A 25,240-nucleotide genomic window follows, 5' to 3' on the forward strand; every position below is an offset into this window, starting at 1 on the left:
CCTGCTTCCTCCTGGTGGGAAAAGCAAGCCGCCCGACGTTATCATTTTGAAGGGTTCAGCTTTCCAGCCTCGGATAGCAATTGATGGTAGGCCCTCCAAGCCTCGTGGTCGGCATCCGGTGCCGGTCGCATCTCTAGGAGCTGATCATCGGGTAGCCCCTGAGGAAAGAGTTCGGTATCTTCCGATAATCCTGAGTAGGGCATTAATTCCACCCTCCTCTACCGTCAGATGTCACGACCTTGCCGTTGGTGAGCCTTGCCTTGGTCCCTGCCGGCGCTACCGGTCGAGAGTCGCCACCCTCAGGCTTAACCTCCTTCCCGATGCTGCCGTCAGAGTATTTCACCAGGATCTTGCCGTCTTTGCCCTTTCGGCGCTCCACTACTGACTTCTCCGGTTTCAGATCTGCGTTAGGCACTCCACGAGAGAGCCTATCGAGCGTCCTAAGCGCCTTGTTGAGCTGGACCTTAGCAAATGCCTTGTTGGGCTGGACCGCCGCCGGGATGGTGGCCTCAATGGCGGCACGCTGGTCCCTGCTGCTCTGACCACCGCCAAGAAGAGAGCGCATGGCCAAAATGTTCTCTTTGAGCACCGCAAGGTCGGTGATGTAGTCGACCTGCTCAGGGGTGAGGGTCTGCCCGACCTTTGATCCAATAAAGCTGTCAAGAGCCTTCTGCGGATCTCTTTCCTTGAGCATCAAAGCTATCTGGGCCTGCTGTTTGCTGTTGAAGGACGGCACCCGGTCCAGCGACTGCATGGTGTTATTGAGCGTACCTCTGATGTCCTCAATCAAGGTTTCCTGCTGGTTAACCTTCATCTGCTGGCTTGCTGGGGCGTAGCGCTGCGGATCGGCTTTAACTTCGTCGGCACCAACAAAAACAAGATCCCTGGTGTTTTTGTCGTAGGCCTGCACAAGCCGCCCGGGCATCGGCATCTTCATGGGGCGTGCGTGACTCGTAACCGTCTGCGCTGAACCGGGGATCTCCCGGCCTCCGGAGTTGATCTGGAAGCGCCTCAGGCTCGTTGCCCGCTCGTCACCGCTGCCGACACTCAAGCTTTCTTGCTTGGTGTCCCACGGCATGGTCTCCTGGCGCTTCAGCTGGTTGGCGATGTACTCGTCTGCATACTTGGCTACGAGGGGGTTGCCTGGATACTTCGCCTGTATTTCACGTACAGCCTTAGTCAGTGCCGGTTCGAAGGTGCCGGGCTTGCCAATCTCCCCGAAATACCCGTTCCCCGCAGTGTGTTCCAGGTCCATCTTGCGGATGTCCTGCTCGAAATCGGAGAGGCTCTTCTGCTTTCCGAGGAGATCACCTTCCTTTATCACGGAGATCAGTTCGGGAATTTTCATCCCTTTGTACTGCTTTGCCTGTTCGTCAGGAAGTCCCAGATTACGGGCCACAATGACAGACTGGTCCTCGCCCACGGGCGCCTGCTGCGCCTGGTAGTCACTTGCCAGCCCACGGATCGCCGCGATGTGCGGCTTTGTGCCATCGTATGCTGTGATCCGCGCCAACAGATCGGGGTTGGTCTTCCCGGCGTAGTAGTCGCTGACATCGGCCTGATTCTGAGCTTTCTGCGCCATCTCGGTCTTGGCGGCTGCCAGATACGGGTTCTGCTCGGTTCCACCCGCAAAGGGGGAGATATCGCCAACAAAACCCTGCTCCTTCAGCACCTCGCGCGATGCCGGGTCGTTGTAGAAGAAAGGATCCGTGTCGCCGGTCTTCTGCGCGTAGTCGACCAGAGCGGGATACTTGGCGTTGAGCGTAGGTAGTTGCTCCTGCGCGGCCTTCTTCTGCTGCTCCTGCCGGTAGTTCTGCAAATTGTTGTAAGACCTGGGGAAGAGTACCGCCCCCACTGCACCCCAATCAAAAGGCATAATTCCTCCCCTGCGGGCTCGCCCCGCCGCTGACTCCGTAGCTGCTGCTGTTCGTGTTGCCAACCTTACGTGACATTCCCTTTTCCCCTTTCCGGCCCGGTGTGGCCGATTTGCTTTTCCCGGTGGGAGCCGGGGCCTCTTCGCGGGTGATCCGCCTTTCTACATATCCAAGCTGCTCGCCCGCGTGGGTGCCGCGCCGCCGTCCTTGCATCAGCAGAGAGGAGTCCTTAGACACTTCATCGACTTCCCCTCAAACAGGGCCTGGAGCAGCGCATTATTCTGCTTGGCCAGAATGGCGTTCTCTCCCATCAGGGTCTGGCCTATCGTCACCAGCTGGCTGTTCAGCGTCATGGCCGCGTCAACCTGGGCGAAGGACTCATCGGCAAGTTCCATCACCAGGGTGTGCAATGCCAACCTTCTTGCCCGGGTAAGCCGCGGCGAGTCGGCGAGCTGGTCGATAACCCCCCGCAGGAACTCCCGGCGTTCGGCCAGGGTGGCCCCGAAAGAGTTAAGGCTGGGCTCTGGATTCGCTGGAGTCATTGTGTCACCCCTCTGCCTGGCCCGTTACGACCTCGGCCTCCAGGACATCAGCCGTGGCACCGTCACTCGGCAGCCGGTGTGCATCCAGCACCGCAGCAGCCATCATAACCGCTATGTTCTGCGTGCTCTGGCCCCGGATCACCCGGGACTTGTCCAGCATCACACCGGCGGCGACCGCCTTATCCCTGAGACTAGCCTTCTCGATATCGACAGGAGTCACGCCGTCGAGAATCCGCTCGGTGATCGCCTCGAACTTGTCGGCCAGCCGGGCCTGGATGTCTTCCTTCTGCTCTGCCACCTCCGGAGTCTTCAGCGCCTTGGAGATGGTGTTGTGGCTGCGGCCTAACACCTTTCCGATGGCATGAGGAGACTTCCCTTCAGCCGCGAGCACAGCGATTTGGTGCTTTTCCTTAGTGTCGAGCCTGTCCACGTGTCACCCCTTTTTAACGTTGGCAGCTTCCGTCATACGGCAACGGTCCGCTCTTAGTGTTCTCGGTACAGTCGCCTCCTCCCTCACCTGCCGGATATCCCTTAGCAGTTTGGTGAGAAAGCAGGACTCCTTACTCTGTTTTCCGCTCATTTCTCCGCTGTCCTTTCAATGTCGCCAATTGGTCGACGGTGATGCTGATGTTCGGCCTTGCATCGCCCTCACTAGGGGCGTAGACGGTAACGGTCGCCTTGCCAGAGATGGCGATGGACGCTCCTTTTGGCTGCCCCGCAAGGAGATCGGCAATTTCTCCAAATGCAACGAGGTTGAACCAGACAACGGGGGTGCTGGTGTCATCACGGAGTTTCGCAGTGACAAAGGTATTCCCGTTTGTCGATGTTCGCTGCGTCGGAGAATCGTGCAAAGTGCCAGTGGTCAAAACCCTCATGGCAGGTCTCCTTTCAATGTGGTACAGCGTGCATTCGGTCTGCCGTCAAAAACGGCCCCTTCGGTGATCTGCTGTGTGGCACGGTCGAAGTGCAACTGGATATCGATCCCCACCGGTCCCTGCCTGTTCTTCTCGACCGTCAGCACGTCGCGCTTCTGCTCATCCTGCCAGAAGAGGAGGAGACTGTGCGCTTTCTGGACGATCTTGAAACACCCGGCAAGCTCTGCCTTGGTCGGTTTACCCTTGCTGTTCCCCTGGCGGTTAAGCTGGGCCATGACGACCACATGAATCTCCAACTCTTTGGCGCAGTCGACGAGTTTCTGAGCGTACCGGGCAAGGCGGGACTCCTCAGTCTCCCGAGCATCGCCGTTGTGCTGGATCTCCCCGATGTAGTCCACGAAGGCGACGTTGATCTGCTGTTGAACCTTGTACCGATTGATCAGGGCCGTTATCTCCTCGATGGTGCGGGGGGAGTTGTCTGACATGAACAGGCCGCTCTTGAAGAAGTGGTTACCGAAGGCGCTGGCAACCCCGTACTTTGTCCCGGACTCAATGTCCCGCAACCGTTCACCGGAGATGATCCCACAGAGTCGGTCGAGGTTGAGGTCCACGTCATTTTCGTTGCTGATGAACAGCGCCCGGTTGTCTGCGGTGACGGTGTTGCAGAGGAGATTCAGGGCCAGTGAGGATTTCCCGAAGCCGGTAGCTGCAGCAATAACGGTTACCCGCTTGGGCAGCAACCCCCTGATAACCCTGTCCAGGGTGGAATACCCGGTGGTCGGGCCGAGGGCTTTCCCTTGGCCTTCGAGCCGCTGCTCCTGGAGCTTTGCGACACGCATACAAAGCGCCTCTGCATCGAAGACAGGCTTCTTGTGGTTGGAGTTGGCGACACCAGCGGCCAGGTCACTGAACCGCTTAGCGATTTCCACAGCATCCAACGTCTCAAGCTGGGCCATGGTCTCGACTACCTGACGCTGAATCTGGCGCTTATGGTAAAGGTCGCGAAGCTTCCTCGCCTTCGGAACGATCATCGCGGGGATGATGTCATCGTTCATGCAATCAGTCAGTTCCGTAGCGCTGATCTGGGCGGTCTTGGCGATGGTACGCAGGTCAAGCAGGCCCTTTGACTCATAAAGACGGCTGTAGGCCTCATAGGCTGCGCTGAGGCGGTGGTTGGCAAACATGGCGTTAGTGATGATCGGGCCGATCGCTGGGAAGGTGTCCTCGTCCAGGAGAATGGCACCAATGATCTCTTTTTCGATGCTGAGGTCTGCGAGATGCTGGTTCACGGTAGGGCCTCCACTTCTGCTATGGTCAGGAAACCGGCGGTCGAGGGTGGCGGGGTTTGCTGGCTCTGGCCCTTGCGCCAGGTCCTCACGGCGGCTTTCCAATCCTTCATCTTGTTCCTGCCGACCATCCAGCCCTTTGAGGCGTAAAAGTCAACGAACCGGTCAGCGTCCCCATCAAAACCAATATCTGCCATGTAGGCCTGAACCTCAGTTTGTGATGGCGGGGTGAACTTCCCCCGCACAGAGATCTTTTCTTTTCCTTCTTTACATTCTTGTTCCAGTACCGTTTTCGGTTCTGTCTTCGGTCCGTTTTCGGTGTCGTCTTCGGTGCCGTTACCTTGGTACTGGTCAAAATTTGTTATCGTAATTAAAGCAGTTACAGCAACATTCTTCAGTTCCGTTTCCAGCGATATCCGTTCATCCCGCTTGAGTTCAGTAAGGAAGCGAATGACCTTGCCTCTGCTCCACCTCCAACGCTGGGCGATGGCTTCTTGGGAATATCCAACCTGGCCACGGTTGACCGAGACACGAATGCCGCGCCTTCTGATATGCCCAGGCCGGTGATTCGCCAGCATGAGAAGATCGACCCACGCCTGCCCTCTGGTGAAGACGTCGCCTAGCCACAGGTCATGATCTGTAAGGGCCCGATGGAGCTTAATCCACCCCGTCATCGTACCGGCCCCCGGGCAAGAGCCTTGGGTGGAAAGTTCGCTTTGAGATACCCAACGGCTTTTGTCATCTTGCGTACCTCGCCAGTGACGAGATCGAGCCTTTCGACGCTGAGAAACAGCCGGATCTTTTCGCGGGATTCATCAAGCCCACGGCAGACGAAGCCCGATGAAAAGGAAGGGGCAGGGGGCCACGTGGTGACGGTCATAATGCCACCTCCCGCGCCAGCACAATCACGGCGGACATGGTTTCGGGGTCGAAGATCTCGAAGAGTTGAGTTTTCCGGTGGGGTGTGGTAGGAGTAGCATGCTTGAAATCGCTCCCCGCTCTCTTCTTGCAATGCCCCACCGGGACCAGCCGGTGCGGGCGTTGTGCTTTCTTCAGCATCTCCCCCCCCTTTAAGCCGCTTCTTTAGCATGCTCAAAGAGCGCCAAGATGTCCTCAGAACGCCAAACAGTAGTTCGCGGACCCAGCTTGACCGGTTTCGGGAAACGGCCAGCTGCTACGCCAGCCCACCAACTGGATTTCGAAATGGGAATGATGGGGGGGGACCCGGCTTTCTTGTCGCCGATGATCTGTTTCAGTCGCAGATATCTGACGCCGGTGGGGAAGGGGGGTATGGACTCCATCTGTGGCACCTCCTAAACAATATTGGCCCTGCTGGACCTAGTTGGAAGGTTGCCACAAACGTTACATTGATGTCGATGTAAAAAGCTGAAAAACCACTTAAAAATCAAGCTGTTAATGTAAAGAGTGACCTCCTGAAAGATGACTAATTACCTTAAAGTAGACTTATTTTATAGTGTTCTTGACAATATCGACGGATACGGAAAAGGTGGGACAGCTGCCAAAGAGATCTGCTAGGATGCCAGCTGTGAGCGCGGTTAGATCAGCAGTTTTCGGTCCGGTCTTCGCTCTTGTGGTTGGGATGGAACCAGAAACAGATTTATATATGATCCTTGTAAGTGCTTGTTGAAATAATAAATCTTTACCATGTGGCGCGTTGACGGTTGGACGGTGGGCCATCATATCAACCACCATTTCAGTTGCTGCTGGTATTCTAAAGCAGAGTTCTTGTAATGCAACGACTTGTGAGTACTTGAGATAAACGATATCGCTACTTTTGCATAACATGCTGGTGTACAGCAGCAATTCACTTTTAGTTTCTATAGATAAGGGGAGGGCATTTACTAAATCTAGAGCTTCAACAGCGGTCTTAATTTTTTCGGCTGCTTTACCAGATGACGTGAGGGCTTCATTCACGGCGGTGTGCTTTATTTTTCCTGCTTCAATGTTTATGTAGATTAAGAAATAGATACAGGCTTCTGCAATTTCGGCAACTACCTCGTCTTTACCCTCCAGTAACTTAAATCCGGCTATACGGTTTCTAATGCCGGTTCTAAGTTCGGACCGGACCTTTCGAGACGGTCGGTGCAGCATGTACCATTCGGCTAATTCTTTGGATGTCGGCATGTTAGAGAGTACACCAGCGATTTCATTGGCGATCTTTTCCCATTGTAACCTATTCATCCTCGCGCCTCCTGCAGCGCCCTGGTGAAACATCGCGGGAAACCGCCCCAGGAAAGGCAGCTTGTCGAGTGGCCGCTCTATCCCGCGAATCTGGTAGCTCCTATCCTTCCGACCTTTTCAACGGTATCACCTTTGCCCCAGCTTTGAGCCCGTCAAGGTAGTCCGCCCAAGTCTGCATCATCTTGCGCCGTTCAGGTAGGTGGGCTGTGCGGTTGTAGGCCCTGCCATTGGGGTCGCGGACGGCGTGCCCCAATTGGTGTTCAACCAGATCGATCCGGCATTGAAGGACTTCATCAAGAATGGTCCGTGCCAGTGCACGAAATCCGTGGGCGGTCATCTCACCTTTGAAGCCCATCCGGTTTAGGGCGGCGTTGAGCGCCATGTTGCTCATGGGGCGGGCAAAGGACCGTGCTGAGGGGAACACATACCGGCTCTGGCCGGTAAGCCCGTGGAGGTCCTTTAGAATGGCAACGGCCTGTGCGGACAGAGGGACGAGATGCTTTTCTCCCTTTCGGTCCTCCTTGACGCGCAGCTTCAGCTTCATCCTTTCTATGGGGACGTTCCACTCTCCAGCCTCCAGGTCGAACTCAGTCCACTCAGCTTGCCGGAGTTCCCCCGGCCTCAGGAAGACAAGCGGGGCGAGTTGGAGGGCGGACTTAACTGTGAAGGTCCCATTGAAACCGTCGATAGCGCGGAGCAACCCGGCGACTTCTTTCGGGTCGGTGATAGCTGCGTGATGCTTCTGACTCCGAGGCGGTAGCAAGCCCTTGAGATCAGCAGTGGGATCGCGCTCAGCCCTGCCGCTACCTACTGCGTATCGGAACACTTGGCCTAACACGAATTTCACACGGTGGGCAGTCTCGAGTGCCACGGCCTCTATCCGCCGAAGCACCTTGAGCACATCGGGTGCTTTGAGTTCTGCGATGGGCCGCGTGCCGATATCTGGGAACACGTACTGCTCCAGCCGACGGAGTACCCAGACAGCATGCGACGGCGACCAAGTGGGGGCGAACTTCGTATGCCATTCCCTGGCTACTACCTCAAAGGAATTGGCACCAGCTTCTAGACGGGATGCTTTCTTTGCTTTGTTGGCGTCGGAGGGGTCAATGTCGTTCGCAAGGAGGGCTTTTGCTTCGTCCCTGCGTTTACGGGCGTCGGACAGAGATACAGCGGGGTATGTGCCGAGAGCGAGGGTTTTTCGCTTACCGTCGAACCTGTAATCAAGGCGCCACAGTTTGCCGCCCGTGGGAGTCACGAGCAAAAACAGACCATAGCCGTCCATCAATTTATGCTCTTTTTCCTTCGGCTTGGCGTTTCTGACTTGGGTATCGGAGAGGGGGGTGATCCGTTTAGGCATGGGCATTTTCTCCGTTTTGGAGTTATGCGGCTATGGCTTTTGGAGTTATACCTCCAAGGGTAACTCCAAGATCGACGGATCTTACGATATCAAATAGGATGAAGCTGGACAACACAAAAAGAAAAAGCCCCAATTTCTTGGGGCTTATCCTCCGTCCCTGGATGGGGCCGGATTTCAAGATGGCGGAGAGATAGGGATTCGAACCCTAGGTACCTTTCGGTACACCTGATTTCGAGTCAGGCACCATCGACCACTCGGACATCTCTCCGGATGCTTCGTTTGCGCGAACGAAACATATACCGCATTTGAGGGAGGATTTCAAGCTTTGCGTTTGCCAGCGGGAACAGTTCGCCCGGCGGCCGCTAGGCGGCGCCGGCGTCGGTGCCGATTAAGGCGGCGGACTCTGGGGCTTTTGCCTCGGCTTTCTCACGCTTTTTCCTGGCGCGCAAATCGCTGAAGAAGTCGGTGAGAAGGGCGGAGGTCTCTTCTCCGCGCACGCCGGGAGTCAATACCACGCTGTGGTTTAACCGGGCGTCGTTGGAGAAATCGAAGAGGGAACCGGCGGCGCCGCCTTTCGGATCGTAGCTGCCGAATACCACCCGGTCCAGCCTGGCGAGGATGATGGCGCCCATGCACATGGTGCAGGGCTCCAGGGTGACGTAGAGGGTGGCGCCGGTCAGACGCCAGTTGGCGAGTTTCTTGGCGGCTTTCCTGATGGCCAACAGTTCGGCGTGGGCGGCGGGGTCCTGCTTGCTCTCGCGCAGGTTGTGGCCGCGCGCAATGACGGCTCCGTCTTTTACTATCACGCAGCCGATAGGGACTTCCCCGACGGCTTCCGCTTTTTTCGCCTCGGCGATGGCTTTACCCATCCAGTAGGCGTCGTCTCGTTGCATGGTTTTTCCAAAGGCCCCCCCCTATCCCCTCTTCGCAAAGGAGGGGACGTTGAGTTGCCATTCTGAGGTTATGCGGCGCTTTAGTGGAGTCCTTCGCCGGTGGTGGTCATCACGAGCTTGCCGTGTTTGACCCCTTTGACGCCGATCAGTTCGTGGGCCATTTTCTTGATGTCCTTGCACTTGCCGCGCAGGACCAGCACTTCCAGGCAGTTGTGCGGGTCGAGGTGGACGTGCAGGGCGGAGACTACCTGGTCGTGATGGGCGTGCTGGTGCTCGGTGAGCTTGTCGGAAAGGTCGCGGACGTGATGGTTGTAGACCAGCGTCACCGTGCCGACCCCCTCCTTCTCGCCTTCCTCCCAGTCAAGCTCGACCTGTGCCGCGCGAATCAGGTCGCGGATCGCTTCGGACCGGTTAGCGTACCCTTTCTGCTCGATCAGCTTGTCGAAGCTCGCGAGCAGGTTTTCGTCCATGGAAATGCCGAATCTGACGGTTTCGCTCATGTGGGCTCCTCATTTCTGGTAAGAAACGAGGGGCAGTATACGTGAAGTGCTAGGGGGAAGTCAAAAGTCTACTCCGGGGAGAGACAAGGCAAATCCCCCCCGGCCCCCCTTTGACAAGGGGGGAGGGGGACGGCAAAGGAGATTAGGTGGTGAGGTAGCGGCGGATTCCTTCTTCGAAGGGGACGGGGGTGAAGCCGAAGGTCTCCCGCCAGCTCCCGTCGCAGCAGCTTCCCTGCAGGAGCATAGTCAACTGGTCGGAAGTGAGCGGGAAGGCGGGGACCTTTTCCATGAACGGGACAATCAGCTTCATCAGGGTGACCGGGTTGTTTATCTTCAGTACTTTCTTCATTCCAAGTACCCGGCCGATGGTGTCGAGGAGCTCGTTGTAGGTCATCCGGTCGGGGCCGCAGAGCTCGTAGGTCTGCCGGACGGTCACGGGTTTGTCGAGGGAGTCGGCGAAGCAGCGGGCGACGTCGTCCGCGGAGATCGGCTGCATCTGGTATTCGCCGTCGCCGATTACCGGGACGGCGGGGAACGTCCGGAGCATCTTGGCCAGCATGTTGATGAAGTCGTCCTTGGGGCCGAAGACGACCGAGGGGCGGAATATCGTGTAGTCCAGTCCGGAGTTCCTGACCGCTTCCTCGGCGGCGAACTTGGTCTGGAAGTACTTGGCGGAGCTCCCTGCCCGGGTGCCCAGGGCGGACATCTGGAGGTGACGCCTGATGCCGTTGTCGCGGGCGGCGGCAATGACGTTGTGGGTTGCCTCGATATGAAGCTTTTGGAAGGTCACCCCCTTGCCGGGGAACTCACGGATGATCCCGATCAGGTTGATGGTGGCCTCGCACCCCTTGGCGGCTGCGGCCACGGAGGAGGCGATTGTGGCGTCGCCCTCCACCTCCTCGACTCCCGGTTCGCTGCCGCCGCTTCGCCTGTGTACCAGGAGCCGGATGGTGTGACCTTTGGCCAGCAGGGCTTGGCGGACGTGGCCGCCGACAAAGCCGGTGCCACCGGCGAGAAATATCAGCATAAATCACTCCTCCTAAGGAAATTCAGTCCCTGAAAGTGTACCAGCGGCCCCACAAATAGCCACGACACCGTGTATAGTGTTTACAAAACCTTGTGCTAATCCGCTTCTTATGTTACAAGAAGCCTCTAATCAATGCGATTAAGGAGACTCTTTCCATGTCCGATCAGAACGAAGTTCCACAGGGTGACGTTTGCTACACTTTCGAGGCGGCAATTGAAATGGCCACCAAGATGGAGGATGAAGGGTTCCGTGCTTATCTGGGCGCTCTCAAGATCGTGAAGGATAAAGCGGCCCGCGAGATATTCAAGGAAGCGGCGCTCGACGAACTGGAGCACAAGCACCAGCTTGAGAAAGCTCTGATCGACGGCGAGATGAAAGGCGGCGGCAGCCTGCAGCAGCCGGTTCCCACCATGAACCTCGACTACGTGCTGGCCAAGCGCGAAGTCCGGCCGGAAATGGATGCCCGCGAGGCGCTCGCCTATGCCATCCACCTGGAAAAGGGCTCTATCGAATTCTACCAGAGGATGTCCCGCGGCTGCGAAGGGGCCCCGATGGCCAAGATCTTCCAGCAGATGCTGGCCGACGAGACGCGCCACCTGCAGTCACTCGAAGATCTCTACGAATGCCACTTCATGGCTGAGAACTAGCCAAAAACAAAAAACCCCTCCTCCTGGCGCCAGGGGGAGGGGTTTTTTTGTGTCCGTAATTCCAGACTATCCTTCGACGATCTCCACCAGGGTGAGGTCGAAGTTGAGCGCCTGGCCGGCCAGCGGGTGATTGCCGTCGATGGTGAAGGTATCGTCGGTCACCTCGGTCACCATAACCTGGAAGACCTGGCCGTCGGCCTGGGAAACTTCGAGCTGCTGCCCCGGTTCCGGGTTCATCCCCTCGGGAAGTTCGCTGCGGGGAACAACCGCCACCATCTCCTCGACCCTCTCGCCGTAGGCTTCTTCCACCGGGATGTGGATGGTCTTGGATTCGCCTGCCGAAAGGCCGGTAACGCCTGCGTCAAAGCCGGGAATGACCTGTCCGGCGCCGATGGTGAACTCGATCGGGCCCGCTCCGCACCCGCACTCGTCCTCGCCGCACTCGGAAGAATCGAAGACGGTCCCGTCATCAAGCCTCCCGGTGTAATGAACCTTTACCCGGTCCCCTGCTTTTGCCTGTGCCATGATGTACCACCTTGTTGAGGGTATTTACTTTCGAATAGGGATCACTTTATCAGATGGTCCCGAAATTGGCTACGAGGAATTAGCGGAGTGCGGCGCCGCCGGCCCCTTGAATTGCTGCCTTTGTACCGGCCTTCCCCTTTTCCGGACGCACGCCGTTCTCATGTGACGCTGCAATTGATTCTTCACATAAACGTGGGGAAATGGTATCTATGGGTACTATGCAAACAAAGAACAGGTCGACCATCTTCAATGGTCTGGTAGTCGATATCGAACAGATGGACGTGATGATCGGGGAGCAGGGTTGGTACACCTACCAGATCGTCCGTCACCCCGGCGGTGCCGCGGTCCTTCCGCTGCATGACGACGGGACGGTGACCCTGATCCGGCAACTCCGCCCGGCGGTGGGGGATTTCCTGGTGGAGCTTCCGGCCGGCCGGCTCGCTCCCGGTGAGGACCCCAAGCTCTGCGCGGAGCGCGAGCTGATCGAGGAGACCGGTCTCAATGCCTCTTCGCTCATTTCGCTTGGCCACATCTATCCCTCCCCGGGCGTTTTCGACGAGCGGATCCACCTCTACCTCGCCACCGGCCTTTCCCAAGGGGAGGCCGCGCCGGAGGATTACGAAGAGATCTTCTGTGTGAGGATCCCCTTTGCCGAAGCGGTCGATATGGCGGTCAACGGCGGAATCATCGACGGCAAGACCATCGCCGCCCTTTTGCGCGCTCAGAGGTTCGTGAAATGATCCTGGTGGGGCGTGTGGAGGGGGAACTGGCGGGGATGAGGCTGGATGACGGGGCGAAGGTGCTCTTTCCCCAGCTTTCCAAGGGGGAGATCCGGCGGATCATCGACTGGGGAGGGTGCTATCTCTCCGAGGTCCTGGTCCGGGTCGCCTCGCGGACGCTGAAGGAGGGAGACGAGATCGCCCTCGGCATCATGGAGGGGGGGCGCTGCGTCGACCTCGTCTACCGGAAGGAAGATCTCCTGTACGAAGACCAGGATTTCCTCGCGGTCTACAAGGCGGTCGGGGTGAACAGCCAGCGGACTCCGTACCAGTTGAAGGGAACCGTCGAGTACGCGGTCGAATGCTACATGCGGAGCATCGGGCTGAAGGATCCTTCCCGGGTGGTGCATCGCCTGGACAAGGGAACCAGCGGTGTCATGTTTTTCCCCAAGAACAAGCAGGCGGCGACCATGCTCTCCGCCCTCCTCAAGGACGGCAAGGTGGATAAGACCTACTGGGCGCTGGTGGCGGGGTCTCCCGATCAGCAGAACTGGAAGGTAGACGCGCCGATCGGGAAACTCGGCAAGTTCAAATACGGGGTGGCGCACAACGGGAAGCCGGCCAAGACCGTTTTCTACGTGATCGGGGAAGGGGCCGGGGTGACCGCCATCGAGGCGAAGCCGCTCACCGGGAGGACCCACCAGATCAGGGTGCATCTCGCGCACTCGGGCTTCCCCATCATCGGGGACGAGGCCTACGGCGGGAGCCCAGCGTCGCGCATGATGCTCCACTGCCGCAAGATGCGCTTCAAGGGGCCGCGCGGGAACTTCATCGAGGCGGTGGCGCCGGTGGATAGGGAGTTCGCCGAGGCGGCACCGGAGATCGTCGAGAGATAGAGAGCCACGCCCCTCGCTCCTGTACCAACGGGACCGGCTGTGGGGACGATACTTTTCGGAGCAGAAAAAATTCCAGGAGGGATCACGATGAAACAGTTCGTTGTCACACTTTTCATGATAGTGCTGGCGGTTGCCGGCGCTGCGGCAGTATCGGCGAAGGAGCAGCCTCTCACCGGGGATAAGCCGTGCTGCGCGAAGATGATGCAGCAGAGTGAAGTTCAGCCGGCTCCGCAGGCCGGGTGCGACAAGTGCCCGCAGATGCAGGCGGCCGAGCAGAAGCCGTGCTGCGACAAGATGCAGGGTGCCAACGCTGCCATGGACTGCGATAAGTGCCCCCAGATGAAAACCACCGACGGCAAGCCCTGCTGCGACAAGATGAAGGTCGCCCAGTGCGACAAGTGCCCCAAGGCGAAACCGGCAGAAGCGAAGCCCTGCTGCAATAAGATCAAGCAGGCCCCGGCCGCGAACTAGGGAGTATAGAGCTGCCAAATCCCCCCTGTCCCGCCTTCCGCAAAGGGGGGAACCTTGGTTGTAAGTGAAAAGAGGTGGCACCCGTAGTCGGGGCCACCTCTTTTTTTGCCTCTGCCCTGTCAGTCCGGCGTTCCGCGTGGGCATCTATCGTTTCTTCGTGGTGGCTTCCCCCACCCCCTGCCCCCCTCCCTCAAGGGGAGGGGAACTTGAGGCAAGGGTGAGCGGTCAGGAGAGGGGCCACTTCGTGGAATGGGGATCGAATTCCTGGCCGGGGTGGTCGGCGCCGCCGCGCAGGATGGCGCGGACCGGGGCTCCGTCTCCATTCTTGACCTTCAACGGGAGGCAGATGAGCTCGTAATCGCCCGGCGGGACATCCACCAGGTTCAGTCCTTCCACGATCAGGACGTCGTGCTCGAGCAGCACCCGATGGACACCGCCATCGCCGTCGGAGCGCTCGATGGAGAGGTAATCGATGCCGACCATTTTGACGCCGATCTCGACCAGGTAGTCGGCGCCGTCCTGGGCGAGGGCGACGAAGCTGTCCTTGAAACTGCGGTCCTTCCAAAGCCCGGCGTTGGCGGTCTTCAAAAGGAGCCTCTCGACTCCCCGCACCGGCAGGCGTTCCAGCTCCCGCTGGCCGATCTCGGCGACGCCGGCGATCTCGACCACCTTGGCTTTGCCGATCAGGCGCTCCATGGGAATTTGGTCGACGGTGAGCCCTCCTTCGACGAAATGGCGGGGGCTGTCGATGTGGGTGCCGCTGTGACTGCAGATGGTGATGCGGGCAATGTTGGCGGAATCGCCGTCGGCGATGCTGGTCCAGGGAGCGATGACCACGGGGAAGTCGCCGGGATAGACTGGGAGCTCCTCGGAGAGGGGGATGGTGATATCGTAGATACGCATCTGAACCTCCCTGTCATGAAAGGTATGGCATTTCCGGATCAAGTATACCCGACCCGTCTTTTTATTCCTGATCCACCTCGTTGGCCAGCCGGTCGAGATCGGCCTCGTTGAAGCGATAGTGCTCGCCGCAGAATTCGCAGGTCACCTCGGCCCCGTGCTGGTCGCGGCGCATGGAGGCGAGTTCCTTTTTCCCCAGCGACATCAGGACCCGCTCGATCCGTTCCCGGCCGCAGCTGCAGGCAAAGGCCAGTTCCCGCTTCTCAAGAACGTCGTAGGGGATCTCGGGGGGGAAGATCCGGGCGAGGATCTCTTCCGGCGTGGCTCCCTCGTGGAGCATTTCGCTCAGCGGGGGAAGCTCCTCGACCCGCTTCATCAGCGTCTCGATGACCTCGGGATCCACCGGCGGCACGGCCTGGAGCAGGAATCCGCCGGCAGCGGTCACCGTGCCGTCGATCTCGAGGAATTCGGAGAGGCCGACGGCGGAAGGAATCTGCTCGGACTCCACCAGGTAGAAGGCGAGATCCTGGGCGATCTGGCTCGAGTAGAGCTGGACGGTCCCGCGGTAGGGCTCCTTGAGCCCCAGGTCCTTGGCCACGGTGAGAAAGCCTGCCTTGCCGATGGCTCCGGCAACGTCCAGCTTGCCGTCGGGACGCAGGAGATGGACGTTGGGATCGCCGGTATAGCCGCGCACGGTGCCGTTGCTGTCGGCCTCGACGATGATCTTCTTGAGGGGGCCGTTTCCTTCGAAGCGCATGGCGACGCGTTGGCCGGTCTTCAGCATGGCCCCCATCAGGGTCCCCCCGGTCAGTGCGCGTCCAAGAGCGGCGGTGGCGGTGGGAAGTGTGCCATGGCGTTTGCAGATGTCGTTCACCAGTCCAGTGGTGACGCAGGCCAGGCCCCGCACGCTGCCGGACTTGGATATCACCCGCACCAAATAATCAGTCATAGTACCACCCCCACTTTGCCAATAATCTCTTTCTCCTTTAGCTGCAAATCTTTCAGAGTCACGTAGTCCCAGGGGCTGATCCCTTTGACGCGGTAGCCAAAGAGATGGGCAAGCTTCGGCACCTTGTTGAGGTCACAGACAACGAGGTCGCCGAGACAGCTCAGATAGGGAACCCGTTCAACAATTTTTCTCGTTAACCAGTCAATGTCAACCGGTGCGACCCGCTCAAGTTTCAGGACGACGTTTTTGCGGGCGGTGGTGAACTCCATGCTGTGGATGGTGAAGACGGCAGAGAAGGGGATGGCGAACGGAATGAGCCGTTTTTTGAACTTCCCGGCTATCTCGGCGAAGCCGTCCATGACAGTGATGGAGATTTCCGGAAGCTCGTCATCCACGGCTTTGTCAAAGACTTCCCGTTGCAGATACTGCTGGGTGATCCGAAACTCCCGTTTGACTAACAGGTCCTTGAGGTTCTGGTCCTTTACCAGGTCGGCGAGGATAGGATTGCCGATCTTCTCCTGGAGCCGGCCGGTGATCTTGTCGAGGATACTCATTTCAATGCACTCCTAACGGCCATCATAACATTTGCTGCAATAGCTAGGCGTTATCCTCGGCATCGGTACCTGCATCTTACTTCGTGGAGGCTTCCCCCACCCCCAGCCCCCCTCCCTCCAGGGGAGGGGAAAGGAGTTGCTAGACGAGACCGGCGGTGTAATTGAACTCGGAGGTGCCGGGAAGCGACGCTCCCTTCCGGAAGGCCTCGATCACCCTGACGTGCTCCTCCGGGGGGAGCTGGGTGAGGTCGAGTATGAAGGAGCTGCAGCCGAGCTGGCGAAGCTCGTTCCGGTACTGGATGAGCGAAAACGGCGTCTGGGCGCTCACCACGGTCAGGTGGTCCTTGACTTTGACCGGGTACAGATCGCCCCGGTCCGAGGAAAGCGGCGCCTCCCCCTTGATCTCCTTGATGGCGATCTTGGAGGTAATGACCGGAACGGGCGCGTAGACGATGGCGCTTCTCCTGATTTTCAGGTCGGCGGCCAAAAGCTTGGAGATGTTGTCGCGGTCGTCCTCGATGTAGAGCGTGCTCCGCACCGCTCCCAGCTCCTGCCAGGACAGAAGGGCCTGGGTGTTGAGCGAGAAGAGCCGGTAATCGGTGGAAAGCTCGGCGCCGGTACCCTTGAAGAGCTGGAACTGCGAAAGGTTGGTGAGCTCGAAGCGTTTGAAGCCGCTCCTCAGGATGGCGCCGATGGCCTCCTTGAAGAAGGGGATCTCCGATTCGAAGATCATGAAGGGAAGCTGCCAGAGCACCTTCTGCTCGGACCCTTTGAGCTTGCGGGCGAACTGCGGCAGCTGGTGCATGTTAGCCCGGGAGACCGGCACGTCGATGACGTCCACCAGGTCGTTGTGCAGCTCGTGCCACTCCTTCAAATGCTCGACCTTGACGGTCAGCTCGTCCTTCCCCTTGGAGGAGACCGGACGGCTCTTCACGAGCGACGCCAGCGCCGCCTCGCGCCCCTGCCCGCTTCTCTTCTTCAGTGCCCCCAGCGCCTGTTCCGCGAGCCACGCATAAAAAGTGCGCCGGATCTCCTTCAAACGGGGAGGGGGGATCATGACGGAGGGGAAGCCGGGAGCATCGAGTCTGGCCAGTACGAAGGGGGTCTCGCCGCAGCGGGAGAACTGGGCCCGCAGCACCCCTTCCATATCGCTCGAACGGGAAGGCTCCAGCTCTCCGAGCTCGTATTCGGCATCGAAGCGGGCGCCGAGGACGTCGGCCTCGATCCTGAGCGATTGGCCGTGGTGGGAGAGGGTGAGCTTGCAGGGGATGCTGTCTCCCTTCACCGAGTCGAGCCTTTTCAGGCAGGCGTTCTCGCTCATGGTGAAGGCGGTCTCGGAGGAGACCTTGAAGACCGAGTCGCCGAGCTTGAACGGGAAGGGGGAGGTCGTGGAGACCATGGTGCTCTCCTTGACGTTCATCACGCTCTTCCCGCCGAGGTAGAGGTCCTTCAACGTGAAGGCGCGCCCGGCCATGTCGGTCTTGGGCTGGATCCTGATCCGGTCCCCCACGTGGAGGCGGTCGCGGGTATCGAAGCTGATCCGGTTCCCCTTGATCTCGCGGATGTCACCCAGGTAGCGGCCGGTAGCCCCCTTGATGGAGGGGGTGGAGATGTCGGTCGGGTTAGTGGAGGCGAGGAACCCCTTGGTGGGGACCCTGCCGAAGGAGAGCTTCAAGAGCGACTTCGCCTCGGCCACCGCCTGCGGGTACGAGGAGGGATCGGCGTCGAGCACCATCCGGTAGGCCCCGATCACGCTCGCCACGTACTCGGCGGACTTCATCCTTCCTTCCACCTTGAGGGAGGCAACCCCCGCCTGCACGAGCTCGGGAACCATCTCGATACTGGAGAAGTCGTTGGTGGAGAGGTAGTACCCTTCCTTCCCCTTGTGCTTGTACTGGCGCCGGCACGGCTGCGCGCAGCGTCCGCGGTTGCCGCTGTGCCCCCCCAGGAAGGAGGAGAAGAAGCACTGCCCGGAGATGGAGAAGCAGAGGGCGCCGTGGATGAAGCACTCGATCTCGGCGCGGCTCGCGGCCACGATGGTCTTGATCTCGTCGATGTGCAGCTCGCGCGCAAGCACCACCCGCTCGAAGCCGAGCTCCTCCAGCTGCCGCACCCCCAGGGAATTGTGGATGGTCATCTGGGTGGAGGCGTGGAGCGGGATGCCGGGGAAGTATTCCCTGGCCAGGCGGGCGACCGCAAGGTCCTGCAGGATCACCCCGTCGACCCGCATACTCTCAAGGGCGGCGAGGGAATCTATCAGTTGGGGAAGCTCGTTCTCTTTGACGAGGGTATTGAGAGTGACGTAAACCTTTTTGCCGTGGTGGTGGGCATAGGCATTCATCCGCTCCATCTGGGAAAGGGTGAAGTTCTTTGCCTTGGCGCGGGCAGAGAACTCCCTCAGGCCGGCATAGACTGCATCGGCCCCTTTTTCCATGGCGGCGAAAAACGCTTCGAGAGAACCTGCGGGGGAAAGAAGTTCAGGCTTTCGAGACAGTGACAATTTCTGATCTAGTGACATGCGGCTAAGAGTACCGGAAGGCGAAACGTGGGTCAAGTAGAAGTATATCTCTAAGAGATTTCTTGAAAGAGACTCTTTAGGTCTTGTTTGGGGGGAGAATACACGAATTTTCCGCTCAGGCCAAAGAAAAAGTCACTGCAAGAGAAAGACTCTCTCGCCTTGGACTACTCCAGCCCCCATCCTTACCCCGCCCCTCCCCTTGAAGGGGAGGGAGTAGTTGGCTAAGCGACGGGATCGTTGTTACACAACCTGGAGCTTTATGCGATGACCCAGGCGGTCTGTGGGGTGGCTTTACTTGGGCTGGATCGGCAGATACTTGTAGCGGGGCTGTCTCTTCCTGAGGTTTGCCAGCGAGTAGAGCTCCGATTGGGAGATCACCCAGACGTCCCCTTCTTTTTTCAGCTTCACTCCCTTGGTGACGTACTCGGTGCCGGGGACGCTCCTGTCGAAGCCGAGGCGGGCCCTGACCATGGCGGCGCGGTTGTTGGTAACGGTGACCCGGGCGTCCTGCATCTTGTCCCAGCAGCAGGTGGGGCGCCGCGGGGCGGAGGCCATGGTCTTTCCGAACTCCTCGCGGCTTTGCCTGTTCAATGCGGTGCGCTCGAAGAGCTCGTTGTACCTCCCGTCCCGCCAGAGGTCGAGGATGGCCTCGAAGTCGCGGAGGATTTCCTGCTCGGACGGCGCGGCCGTCGAGATCTGGGCGCGTCTGCTCTTGCGGGCATCGGCGGGAAGGGCGGTGAAAACCGTCAGGAGTACCACTACCAGGATAGCCAGGATCGGAAGTCGGCGCATCGTGCACCTCCTCTCTTTAGGTTAGAGGAAGCTTAACATGCGGTCCCGGATTCGCCACTCCTCTGATCCCCCCTCCCCTTGAGGGAGGTGTCAACGGAGTGCCGAAGCCGGCCTCCCCCCCACCCTGACCCTCCCCCTCCAGGGGGGAGGGGAGTCGGAGAGGCACCTGGCGGTGCCCGGAGGCCGGGAGCTATTGCGGCGTCATCTTACAGCGTCTTGTCTGCGGCGGCGGCGAAGAGTTTCAGCTTCTCCATGAGGGCGTCGAACTTCTTCGGCTTGAGCGACTGCGGGCCGTCGGAGGAGGCGCGCTCGGGGTCGGGATGGACCTCGATGATCAGGCCGTCGGCCCCGGCGGCGACGGCGGCGTAGGACATCGGCGCGATGTAGTGGTAGTTGCCGGTTGCATGGGAGGGGTCGATCACCACCGGGAGGTGGGTCTTCGACTTGAGGACCGGGATGGCGGAGAGGTCGAGGGTGTTGCGGGTGGCGGTCTCGAAGGTCCGGATGCCGCGCTCGCAGAGGATGACCGACTGGTTCCCTTCGCTCATGATGTACTCGGCGCTCATCAGGAACTCCTGGATGGTCATCGACATGCCGCGCTTCAAGAGGATCGGCTTGTTGATCTGACCGACCTTTTTCAGGAGGGCGAAGTTCTGGGCGTTGCGGGCGCCGATCTGGAGCATGTCGGCGTAGGAGGCGACGAGGTCGACGGACTCGGGGTCGATGACCTCGGTGACGAAGGGAAGCCCGGTGAGATCGCGTGCCTTGGCGAGGAGCTTCAGCCCTTCCTCTTCGAGGCCCTGGAAGGAGTAGGGGGAGGTGCGGGGCTTGAAGGCGCCGCCGCGCAGCATCTGGGCGCCGGAGGCTTTGACCGCCTGGGCGGACTCGATGATCTGCTGCTCGCTCTCCACCGAACAGGGACCCGCCATCACCACCAGCTCCTTGCCGCCGATGGAAAGGGTGTCGGAGATCCTGACGACGCTCGGTGCCTTCTTCACTTCCAGCGAGGCGAGCTTGTACGGCTGGAGGATGGGGACCACGCTCTCGACCCCCTGCATCGACTCGATGCTCTGCAGAACGCTCTTGCCGCGCTCGTCGCCTACCGCACCGATGACGTCGCGGGTGGTGCCGCGAATGAGGTGCGGGGTGTAGCCCAACTCCTTGATCCGCTTGGTTACTTCGTCCCTCTCCTTCTTCGCTGCGCCGGCTTTCATTACCACGATCATCTTCGCTTCCTCCTGGGGGATTCCCGAAAAGCGAAAGGGCCGGAAGGATATCCCCCCGGCCCTGTTATCGTGTTATCTCTCATACAAACCATAAAAGGGGGGAGGATCCTGTCCACCCCGGCTTTCGGTTTGTTTGGTTTAGATCAGCTTCCTAAATCAAACCTCTACCCGGGGAGACGGCCTAAAATAAAAGCCGCACCAAAAGTAAAAGTTAAAAAAGGAAAAATAGCTGGTCTTGATCATGGCTCCCCTTTTGCCAGTTTGGTGAAGACATGTCAAGAAAAAACTCCCCGCTATGTGATTCAAGTTGTTTGACAACGCCCAGGCTTTCCGTTAATTTGGCCGGAATGCACGACTGGTTTGCCGGCTATGGCTATTACTCGCTGTTCCTGCTGAGTTTCCTCGCCTCCACACTGATCCCGCTCGGGTCGGAGTGGTTGCTGGTTGCCATGCTGCTGGCACACTACGATCCGCTTAAGGTGGTGGCCGTGGCCACCGCCGGCAACTACCTCGGCGCGCTCTCCACTTACTGGATCGGGCTCTACGGCGGGGACTTTCTCAAGGTCAGGGTGCTCAGGATGGACGAGCAGAGCACCCAAAAGGCCGAACGATTCTATCAACGGTTCGGCTCCTATTCGCTTCTGTTAAGCTTCCTCCCGGTGATCGGGGACCCGCTCTGCCTGGTGGGAGGGGTGCTGCGGGTCGGCTTCCTGCGCTTCACGCTGCTGGTCGCCTCCGGTAAGCTCGCCCGCTATGCGGCGGTGGCCTGGATGACCATCGGGCTTGGGGCGAAGGTAGGGGCCTGAACGGAGTATACAGTTAATGCTCAGTTGCACGAGTAAGGTTCTCCCCAATGGGTTGCGGCTGGTTTCGGTCCGGATGCCGCACTTGCACACGGCGGAGATTGCCATCTACATCAAGGCCGGTGGCCGCAACGACACCGCCGGCAAGTCGGGAATCTCCCACTTTCTCGAACACATGCTGTTTCGTGGCTCGGCCGAGTTCGCCTCCAGCCTGGAGCTGGAGATCGCCTTCGAAGCGATCGGCGGGAGCGTCAACGCGGCCACGGACGAGGAGACCACCTGCTACTTCTCGCGGGTACATCCGCAGCATATGGGCACGGGGGTGAAGCTCTTCTCGTCGATGCTCCTTCACCCGACCCTGGCCGGGATCGAGATCGAGAAGCGGATCATCACCGAGGAGGCCCTCGAGGACATCAACGAACGGGGGGAGGAGACCAACCCCGGGAACCTCGCGAGCAAGCTCCTCTGGCCGGGGCACCCCCTCGGCACGCCGACCATCGGCTACCTCGACTCGATCAAGGGGATCACCGGGGAGGACCTGCGCGAGTACCTCGCCACCTTCTACGTGCCGGGTAACGCCCTCATCGTGGCGGCGGGAAGGCACGATACCGGGGAGTTCTTCGCCGCGTGCGAGGAAAGCTTCGCCGGGTGGCAAGGGGGCCCGCCTCCTGCACCGGTCCCGGCGTCCGACCAGCAGGATGAACCCCGCTCGCTCTTCGTGAAGGACAGCGACAGCCAGGTCAACCTTCAGATCGCCTTCCGGGGATTCGCACGGCCCGACCGGCGCCTGATGGCCCTGCGGCTGATCCGCCGGATCCTCTGCGGTGGCGGCACCTCCCGCCTCCATCTCACCCTGCGTGAGAAGCTGGGCATCGTCTACTCGGTGGACGCTTCGCTTTCGGCCTACGAAGAGACCGGCGCCTTCGCCATCGAGCTTGCCACCGCTCCGGAAAACCTGGTGCTGGCGGTCTCCGAGGTGCTGAGCGAGGTGAAGACCCTCGCCTTCGTCGACATGGATGAGGCGGAACTTTCCAGGGTGAAGGAAGGATACTTCTACGACCTGGAATACAGCGCGGACTCCACCTACGAGATGCAGGTCCGCTACGGCTGGGGCGAGCTGATGGGCATGGTCCGCACCCTCGAGGAGGACCGCATCGAGGCCGCTGCCATCGATGCCGCCGCCATCCGCGAGACCTGCCACGCGCTCTTCCAGCCGGCCAACGTGAACCTGGTGGCGGTGGGGCCCTGGAAGGCCGGGGCGAAACGGGCGGTGGAGAAGTTGATCAAAGAGTATAAGAAGGGGTGGTAATACCCGAGACGTTGGAGCGTAAATGAACACTGCTATACTGCTTTTGGCCCATGGATCGAGGATTGCGGAGGCCAACGATGCCGCCCGCGACATCGCTGCCATGGTCAAGGATATGACCAAGTACGACATCGTGGAAGTGGCCTTCCGTGAGCAGCACCTTCCCAACATCCAGATGGGGATCGATAACTGCGTGGCCCAGGGTGCCAAGCGCATCCTGATGGTCCCGTATTTCCTTTATATGGGCGCCCACGTCCAGGAGGACCTCCCGGAGGAGATGGAAGTCGCCCAGCAGCGCCACCCCGGCATCCAGATGGTGCTCGGCAGGCACCTCGGGGCACACCCGAAGCTCGCCGAGATCGTGGTGGAGCGGATCGCCGAGACGCTGACCGAGGAGAGGTGGTACTGATGTCGGTACACCTGCGCCCCGAAGAGATCGAGGCGGAGTCGTTCAGGATCATCGAGGAGGAGGTCGGCCCGCACCACTGGTCGGTTCTCGAGTGGCCGATCGTGCGGCGCGCCATCCACACCAGCGCGGATTTCGATTACGCCGTCTCCATGCAGATCTCCGGCAATGCCGTCGCCTCGGGGATCGCGGCCCTGAAGGCTGGGTGCGGCATCGTGAGCGACACCACCATGATCCTCTCCGGGATCAACAAGCAGCGGCTCGCGCGCTTCGGCGTGCAGGGAAACTGCCTGGTGGCCGACCCGGAGGTCGCCCGCGAGGCGAAGGAGAAGGGGATCACCCGCTCCATCGTCGCCATGCGCACGGCGGCCAGGGATGCCGGCAACGGGATCTTCGTGATCGGCAACGCTCCCACCGCCCTTTTCGAACTGATCAGGCTGGTGCGCGAGGATGGGGTCCGTCCCCGTCTCGTGGTGGCCCTTCCGGTAGGCTTCGTCGGCGCCGCCGAGAGCAAGGATGCGCTGAGGGCTCTGGCCGTCGAGATGCCGGATCTCCCGTTCATCACCAACCGTGGCAGAAAGGGTGGCTCCAACGTCGCCGCCGCGGTGATGAACGCCATCCTCATCGAGGCCGCCGCAGCGAGCGACAATTAGCGGTGAAGTCCCCCTTTGAAAAGGGGGATTTAGGGGGATTTTCAGTGGTAGCAGCCGGGAAAAGCCCCCCCGGCCCCCCTTTTTCAAAGGGGGGAGGCTTGGAACAGGGGCTGGCGGTAAATTGGTGCCAGTCATGTTGATGGTTTTGATGCTGAAAAGTCGATTGTAATGCCACCAGTCTGGACCGGATGAGCCTGATGAACGGTAAGACTCTGAAATACGGCTTCACAACCGGCTCATGCGCGGCCGCCGCGGTAAAAGGGGCGGCCCAGATGCTGCGGGATCAGACGCTGATCGACGAGGTGGATCTCCATCTCCCCTCGGGCGACACGGCGCGCTTTCCCCTGCACGGCTGCCGGCTTACCGGCAAGGGCGCGACGTGCTACGTCGTAAAGGACGCCGGTGACGACCCGGACGTGACCAACGGCTGCCACGTCCACGCGACGGTCGAGATCGATCTCTTCACCAAGCACCGGATTCTCATCCAGGGGGGAGTCGGCATCGGCCGGGTCACCAAGCCCGGACTCGCCCTCAAGGTAGGGGAGTGGGCGATTAACCCGGTCCCGCGCCGGATGATCATGGAGGTGGTGAAGGAAGTCTTCGCCCTTCGCTGCGTCCCCGCCACGATCACCATCACGATCAGCATCCCCAACGGCGAGGAGCTCGCCAAAAAGACCATCAACGAGCGGCTCGGCATCGTCGGAGGGCTTTCCATCCTGGGAACTACCGGGATCGTGAAGCCGATCTCCACCGAAGCCTGGACTGCCACTGTCGATACCTCGGTCAACGTTGCGCTCGCCTGCGGTTCCGACACGGTGGTCCTCTCCACCGGGAGAAGCTCCGAGCTTGCCGCCCAGCTGCACCTCCGCGACAACGGCATCCATCTGAAGGAGGAATCCTTCGTCATGATGGGGGACCACTTCGGCTACTCGCTGGAGAGCTGCCACTTGAGAAAGGTACCCAACGTGGTGGTGGCGGGGCAGTTCGCCAAGCTCGTGAAGATCGCCTGCGGACACCGGCAGACCCACGTCTCCTCGGCAGAGCTCGATCTCGCCCAGGTGGCCGGCTGGCTGAAGGAGAGCCCGGGCCTTAAGCACCTGGAGCCGCTGGCCCGCGAGGCGAATACCGCGCGGCACCTTTTGGAGGAGTCCGGGTTCAGCCAGGGGCTGATCGACCTGGTTTGCCGGAAGGCGGCCGAGACCTGCGAGACGGTGGCCCCGGGACTCCCGGTGCGTATCTTCCTGGCCGGCTACCAGGGGGAGAAGCTCTACTTCGGGTAGACTGGGCAGTAACTCCTCCTTGGTAAACGGTGATCGAAG

The 25,240-nt window shown here is 59.9% G+C and carries 31 protein-coding genes and 1 tRNA gene; 10 read left to right on the forward strand and 22 right to left on the reverse strand.

Going from position 1 to position 25,240, the window contains the following annotated elements; genetic code table 11:
• Window positions 1-202 precede the first annotated feature (202 nt).
• From L4X63_RS20460 to L4X63_RS20525, 15 genes are all read right to left on the reverse strand, one after another.
• Window positions 203-1,876, reverse strand: a complete 1,674-nt coding sequence (locus L4X63_RS20460) for a hypothetical protein (RefSeq protein WP_250680520.1) — start codon at window positions 1,874-1,876, stop codon at window positions 203-205.
• A gap of 210 nt (window positions 1,877-2,086) precedes the next feature.
• Complete coding sequence (locus L4X63_RS20465; RefSeq protein ID WP_250680521.1) at window positions 2,087-2,416, reverse strand: hypothetical protein; 330 nt, start codon at window positions 2,414-2,416, stop codon at window positions 2,087-2,089.
• Window positions 2,417-2,420: 4 nt separating this feature from the next.
• Window positions 2,421-2,846 carry a helix-turn-helix domain-containing protein gene (locus tag L4X63_RS20470; RefSeq protein ID WP_250680522.1) on the reverse strand — a complete coding sequence of 142 codons (426 nt, stop codon included), beginning with the start codon at window positions 2,844-2,846 and terminating at the stop codon, window positions 2,421-2,423.
• Window positions 2,847-2,976: 130 nt separating this feature from the next.
• A complete protein-coding gene (locus L4X63_RS20475; RefSeq protein WP_250680523.1) occupies window positions 2,977-3,291 on the reverse strand; it encodes a single-stranded DNA-binding protein in 315 nt (104 codons plus the stop codon).
• Window positions 3,288-4,580 (reverse strand): DnaB-like helicase C-terminal domain-containing protein, encoded by a 1,293-nt coding sequence (locus L4X63_RS20480; protein WP_250680524.1) that lies wholly within the window; start codon window positions 4,578-4,580, stop codon window positions 3,288-3,290. The genes L4X63_RS20475 and L4X63_RS20480 overlap by 4 nt, the downstream gene beginning before the upstream one ends.
• Window positions 4,577-5,251 carry a hypothetical protein gene (locus L4X63_RS20485; RefSeq protein ID WP_250680525.1) on the reverse strand — a complete coding sequence of 225 codons (675 nt, stop codon included), beginning with the start codon at window positions 5,249-5,251 and terminating at the stop codon, window positions 4,577-4,579. The genes L4X63_RS20480 and L4X63_RS20485 overlap by 4 nt, the downstream gene beginning before the upstream one ends.
• Entirely contained in the window at window positions 5,248-5,457 is a 210-nt protein-coding gene (locus L4X63_RS20490) for a hypothetical protein (RefSeq protein ID WP_250680526.1), read from the reverse strand. The genes L4X63_RS20485 and L4X63_RS20490 overlap by 4 nt, the downstream gene beginning before the upstream one ends.
• Window positions 5,454-5,636 carry a hypothetical protein gene (locus L4X63_RS20495; RefSeq protein ID WP_250680527.1) on the reverse strand — a complete coding sequence of 61 codons (183 nt, stop codon included), beginning with the start codon at window positions 5,634-5,636 and terminating at the stop codon, window positions 5,454-5,456. The genes L4X63_RS20490 and L4X63_RS20495 overlap by 4 nt, the downstream gene beginning before the upstream one ends.
• 11 nt (window positions 5,637-5,647) lie before the next feature.
• Window positions 5,648-5,878, reverse strand: coding sequence for a helix-turn-helix transcriptional regulator (locus tag L4X63_RS23775; protein ID WP_284694748.1), 231 nt, complete (start codon window positions 5,876-5,878; stop codon window positions 5,648-5,650).
• A gap of 163 nt (window positions 5,879-6,041) precedes the next feature.
• On the reverse strand, window positions 6,042-6,779 hold the full coding sequence (locus tag L4X63_RS20500; protein ID WP_250680528.1) for a hypothetical protein: 738 nt from the start codon (window positions 6,777-6,779) through the stop codon (window positions 6,042-6,044).
• A 100-nt stretch (window positions 6,780-6,879) separates the two neighbouring features.
• Window positions 6,880-8,136 carry a tyrosine-type recombinase/integrase gene (locus tag L4X63_RS20505; RefSeq protein ID WP_250680529.1) on the reverse strand — a complete coding sequence of 419 codons (1,257 nt, stop codon included), beginning with the start codon at window positions 8,134-8,136 and terminating at the stop codon, window positions 6,880-6,882.
• Between the two features lie 180 nt (window positions 8,137-8,316).
• A tRNA-Ser gene (locus tag L4X63_RS20510) sits at window positions 8,317-8,404 on the reverse strand.
• Between the two features lie 94 nt (window positions 8,405-8,498).
• Window positions 8,499-9,029: a tRNA adenosine(34) deaminase TadA gene (tadA, locus tag L4X63_RS20515; RefSeq protein ID WP_250680530.1), complete on the reverse strand. Its 531-nt coding sequence runs from the start codon at window positions 9,027-9,029 to the stop codon at window positions 8,499-8,501.
• Between the two features lie 80 nt (window positions 9,030-9,109).
• A complete protein-coding gene (nikR, locus tag L4X63_RS20520) occupies window positions 9,110-9,529 on the reverse strand; it encodes a nickel-responsive transcriptional regulator NikR (RefSeq protein ID WP_250680531.1) in 420 nt (139 codons plus the stop codon).
• A gap of 142 nt (window positions 9,530-9,671) precedes the next feature.
• Window positions 9,672-10,556: a complex I NDUFA9 subunit family protein gene (locus L4X63_RS20525; protein ID WP_250680532.1), complete on the reverse strand. Its 885-nt coding sequence runs from the start codon at window positions 10,554-10,556 to the stop codon at window positions 9,672-9,674.
• A gap of 155 nt (window positions 10,557-10,711) precedes the next feature.
• Between L4X63_RS20525 and L4X63_RS20530 the strand changes: the two genes are divergently transcribed.
• Window positions 10,712-11,203, forward strand: coding sequence for a ferritin family protein (locus L4X63_RS20530; protein WP_250680533.1), 492 nt, complete (start codon window positions 10,712-10,714; stop codon window positions 11,201-11,203).
• A 66-nt stretch (window positions 11,204-11,269) separates the two neighbouring features.
• On the opposite strand, the gene L4X63_RS20535 is transcribed toward L4X63_RS20530, so the two are convergent.
• Window positions 11,270-11,728 (reverse strand): FKBP-type peptidyl-prolyl cis-trans isomerase, encoded by a 459-nt coding sequence (locus L4X63_RS20535; RefSeq protein WP_250680534.1) that lies wholly within the window; start codon window positions 11,726-11,728, stop codon window positions 11,270-11,272.
• A gap of 218 nt (window positions 11,729-11,946) precedes the next feature.
• Between L4X63_RS20535 and L4X63_RS20540 the strand changes: the two genes are divergently transcribed.
• The 3 genes from L4X63_RS20540 to L4X63_RS20550 all read left to right on the forward strand — a co-directional run bounded on the left by L4X63_RS20540 (window position 11,947) and on the right by L4X63_RS20550 (window position 13,814).
• Entirely contained in the window at window positions 11,947-12,468 is a 522-nt protein-coding gene (locus L4X63_RS20540; protein ID WP_250680535.1) for an NUDIX hydrolase, read from the forward strand.
• Window positions 12,465-13,343, forward strand: a complete 879-nt coding sequence (locus L4X63_RS20545) for an RluA family pseudouridine synthase (protein ID WP_250680536.1) — start codon at window positions 12,465-12,467, stop codon at window positions 13,341-13,343. Before L4X63_RS20540 ends, L4X63_RS20545 begins: the two co-directional genes overlap by 4 nt.
• An 87-nt stretch (window positions 13,344-13,430) precedes the next feature.
• Window positions 13,431-13,814 (forward strand): hypothetical protein, encoded by a 384-nt coding sequence (locus L4X63_RS20550; RefSeq protein ID WP_250680537.1) that lies wholly within the window; start codon window positions 13,431-13,433, stop codon window positions 13,812-13,814.
• Between the two features lie 225 nt (window positions 13,815-14,039).
• On the opposite strand, the gene L4X63_RS20555 is transcribed toward L4X63_RS20550, so the two are convergent.
• The 6 genes from L4X63_RS20555 to aroF all read right to left on the reverse strand — a co-directional run bounded on the left by L4X63_RS20555 (window position 14,040) and on the right by aroF (window position 20,753).
• Window positions 14,040-14,717 (reverse strand): cyclase family protein, encoded by a 678-nt coding sequence (locus L4X63_RS20555; RefSeq protein ID WP_250680538.1) that lies wholly within the window; start codon window positions 14,715-14,717, stop codon window positions 14,040-14,042.
• Between the two features lie 61 nt (window positions 14,718-14,778).
• On the reverse strand, window positions 14,779-15,663 hold the full coding sequence (gene hslO, locus L4X63_RS20560) for an Hsp33 family molecular chaperone HslO (protein WP_250680539.1): 885 nt from the start codon (window positions 15,661-15,663) through the stop codon (window positions 14,779-14,781).
• A complete protein-coding gene (locus L4X63_RS20565; RefSeq protein WP_250680540.1) occupies window positions 15,660-16,217 on the reverse strand; it encodes a hypothetical protein in 558 nt (185 codons plus the stop codon). The genes hslO and L4X63_RS20565 overlap by 4 nt, the downstream gene beginning before the upstream one ends.
• Window positions 16,218-16,356: 139 nt before the next feature.
• Window positions 16,357-18,735 (reverse strand): peptidase U32 family protein, encoded by a 2,379-nt coding sequence (locus L4X63_RS20570; protein ID WP_502799932.1) that lies wholly within the window; start codon window positions 18,733-18,735, stop codon window positions 16,357-16,359.
• A 291-nt stretch (window positions 18,736-19,026) separates the two neighbouring features.
• Window positions 19,027-19,527, reverse strand: coding sequence for a hypothetical protein (locus L4X63_RS20575; RefSeq protein WP_250680542.1), 501 nt, complete (start codon window positions 19,525-19,527; stop codon window positions 19,027-19,029).
• 206 nt (window positions 19,528-19,733) lie between these two features.
• Entirely contained in the window at window positions 19,734-20,753 is a 1,020-nt protein-coding gene (gene aroF / locus L4X63_RS20580; RefSeq protein WP_250680543.1) for a 3-deoxy-7-phosphoheptulonate synthase, read from the reverse strand.
• A 69-nt stretch (window positions 20,754-20,822) separates the two neighbouring features.
• Here aroF and L4X63_RS20585 point away from each other — a divergent pair, with 69 nt between their 5' ends.
• The 6 genes from L4X63_RS20585 (at window position 20,823) to L4X63_RS20610 (ending at window position 25,201) form a co-directional block, all read left to right on the forward strand.
• Entirely contained in the window at window positions 20,823-21,068 is a 246-nt protein-coding gene (locus L4X63_RS20585) for a hypothetical protein (protein WP_250680544.1), read from the forward strand.
• A gap of 32 nt (window positions 21,069-21,100) precedes the next feature.
• Window positions 21,101-21,559: a YqaA family protein gene (locus L4X63_RS20590; RefSeq protein WP_250680545.1), complete on the forward strand. Its 459-nt coding sequence runs from the start codon at window positions 21,101-21,103 to the stop codon at window positions 21,557-21,559.
• A gap of 16 nt (window positions 21,560-21,575) precedes the next feature.
• Window positions 21,576-22,865, forward strand: a complete 1,290-nt coding sequence (locus L4X63_RS20595; protein ID WP_250680546.1) for a M16 family metallopeptidase — start codon at window positions 21,576-21,578, stop codon at window positions 22,863-22,865.
• A 22-nt stretch (window positions 22,866-22,887) separates the two neighbouring features.
• Window positions 22,888-23,271 carry a sirohydrochlorin chelatase gene (locus L4X63_RS20600; protein WP_250680547.1) on the forward strand — a complete coding sequence of 128 codons (384 nt, stop codon included), beginning with the start codon at window positions 22,888-22,890 and terminating at the stop codon, window positions 23,269-23,271.
• A complete protein-coding gene (locus L4X63_RS20605; RefSeq protein ID WP_250680548.1) occupies window positions 23,271-23,921 on the forward strand; it encodes a precorrin-8X methylmutase in 651 nt (216 codons plus the stop codon). Before L4X63_RS20600 ends, L4X63_RS20605 begins: the two co-directional genes overlap by 1 nt.
• A gap of 197 nt (window positions 23,922-24,118) precedes the next feature.
• Window positions 24,119-25,201, forward strand: coding sequence for a cobalt-precorrin-5B (C(1))-methyltransferase (locus L4X63_RS20610; protein WP_250680549.1), 1,083 nt, complete (start codon window positions 24,119-24,121; stop codon window positions 25,199-25,201).
• Window positions 25,202-25,240 lie beyond the last annotated feature (39 nt).

Origin of the sequence: Geomonas sp. Red32, from assembly GCF_023652955.1 — a bacterium.
Classification (GTDB): Bacteria; Desulfobacterota; Desulfuromonadia; order Geobacterales; family Geobacteraceae; genus Geomonas.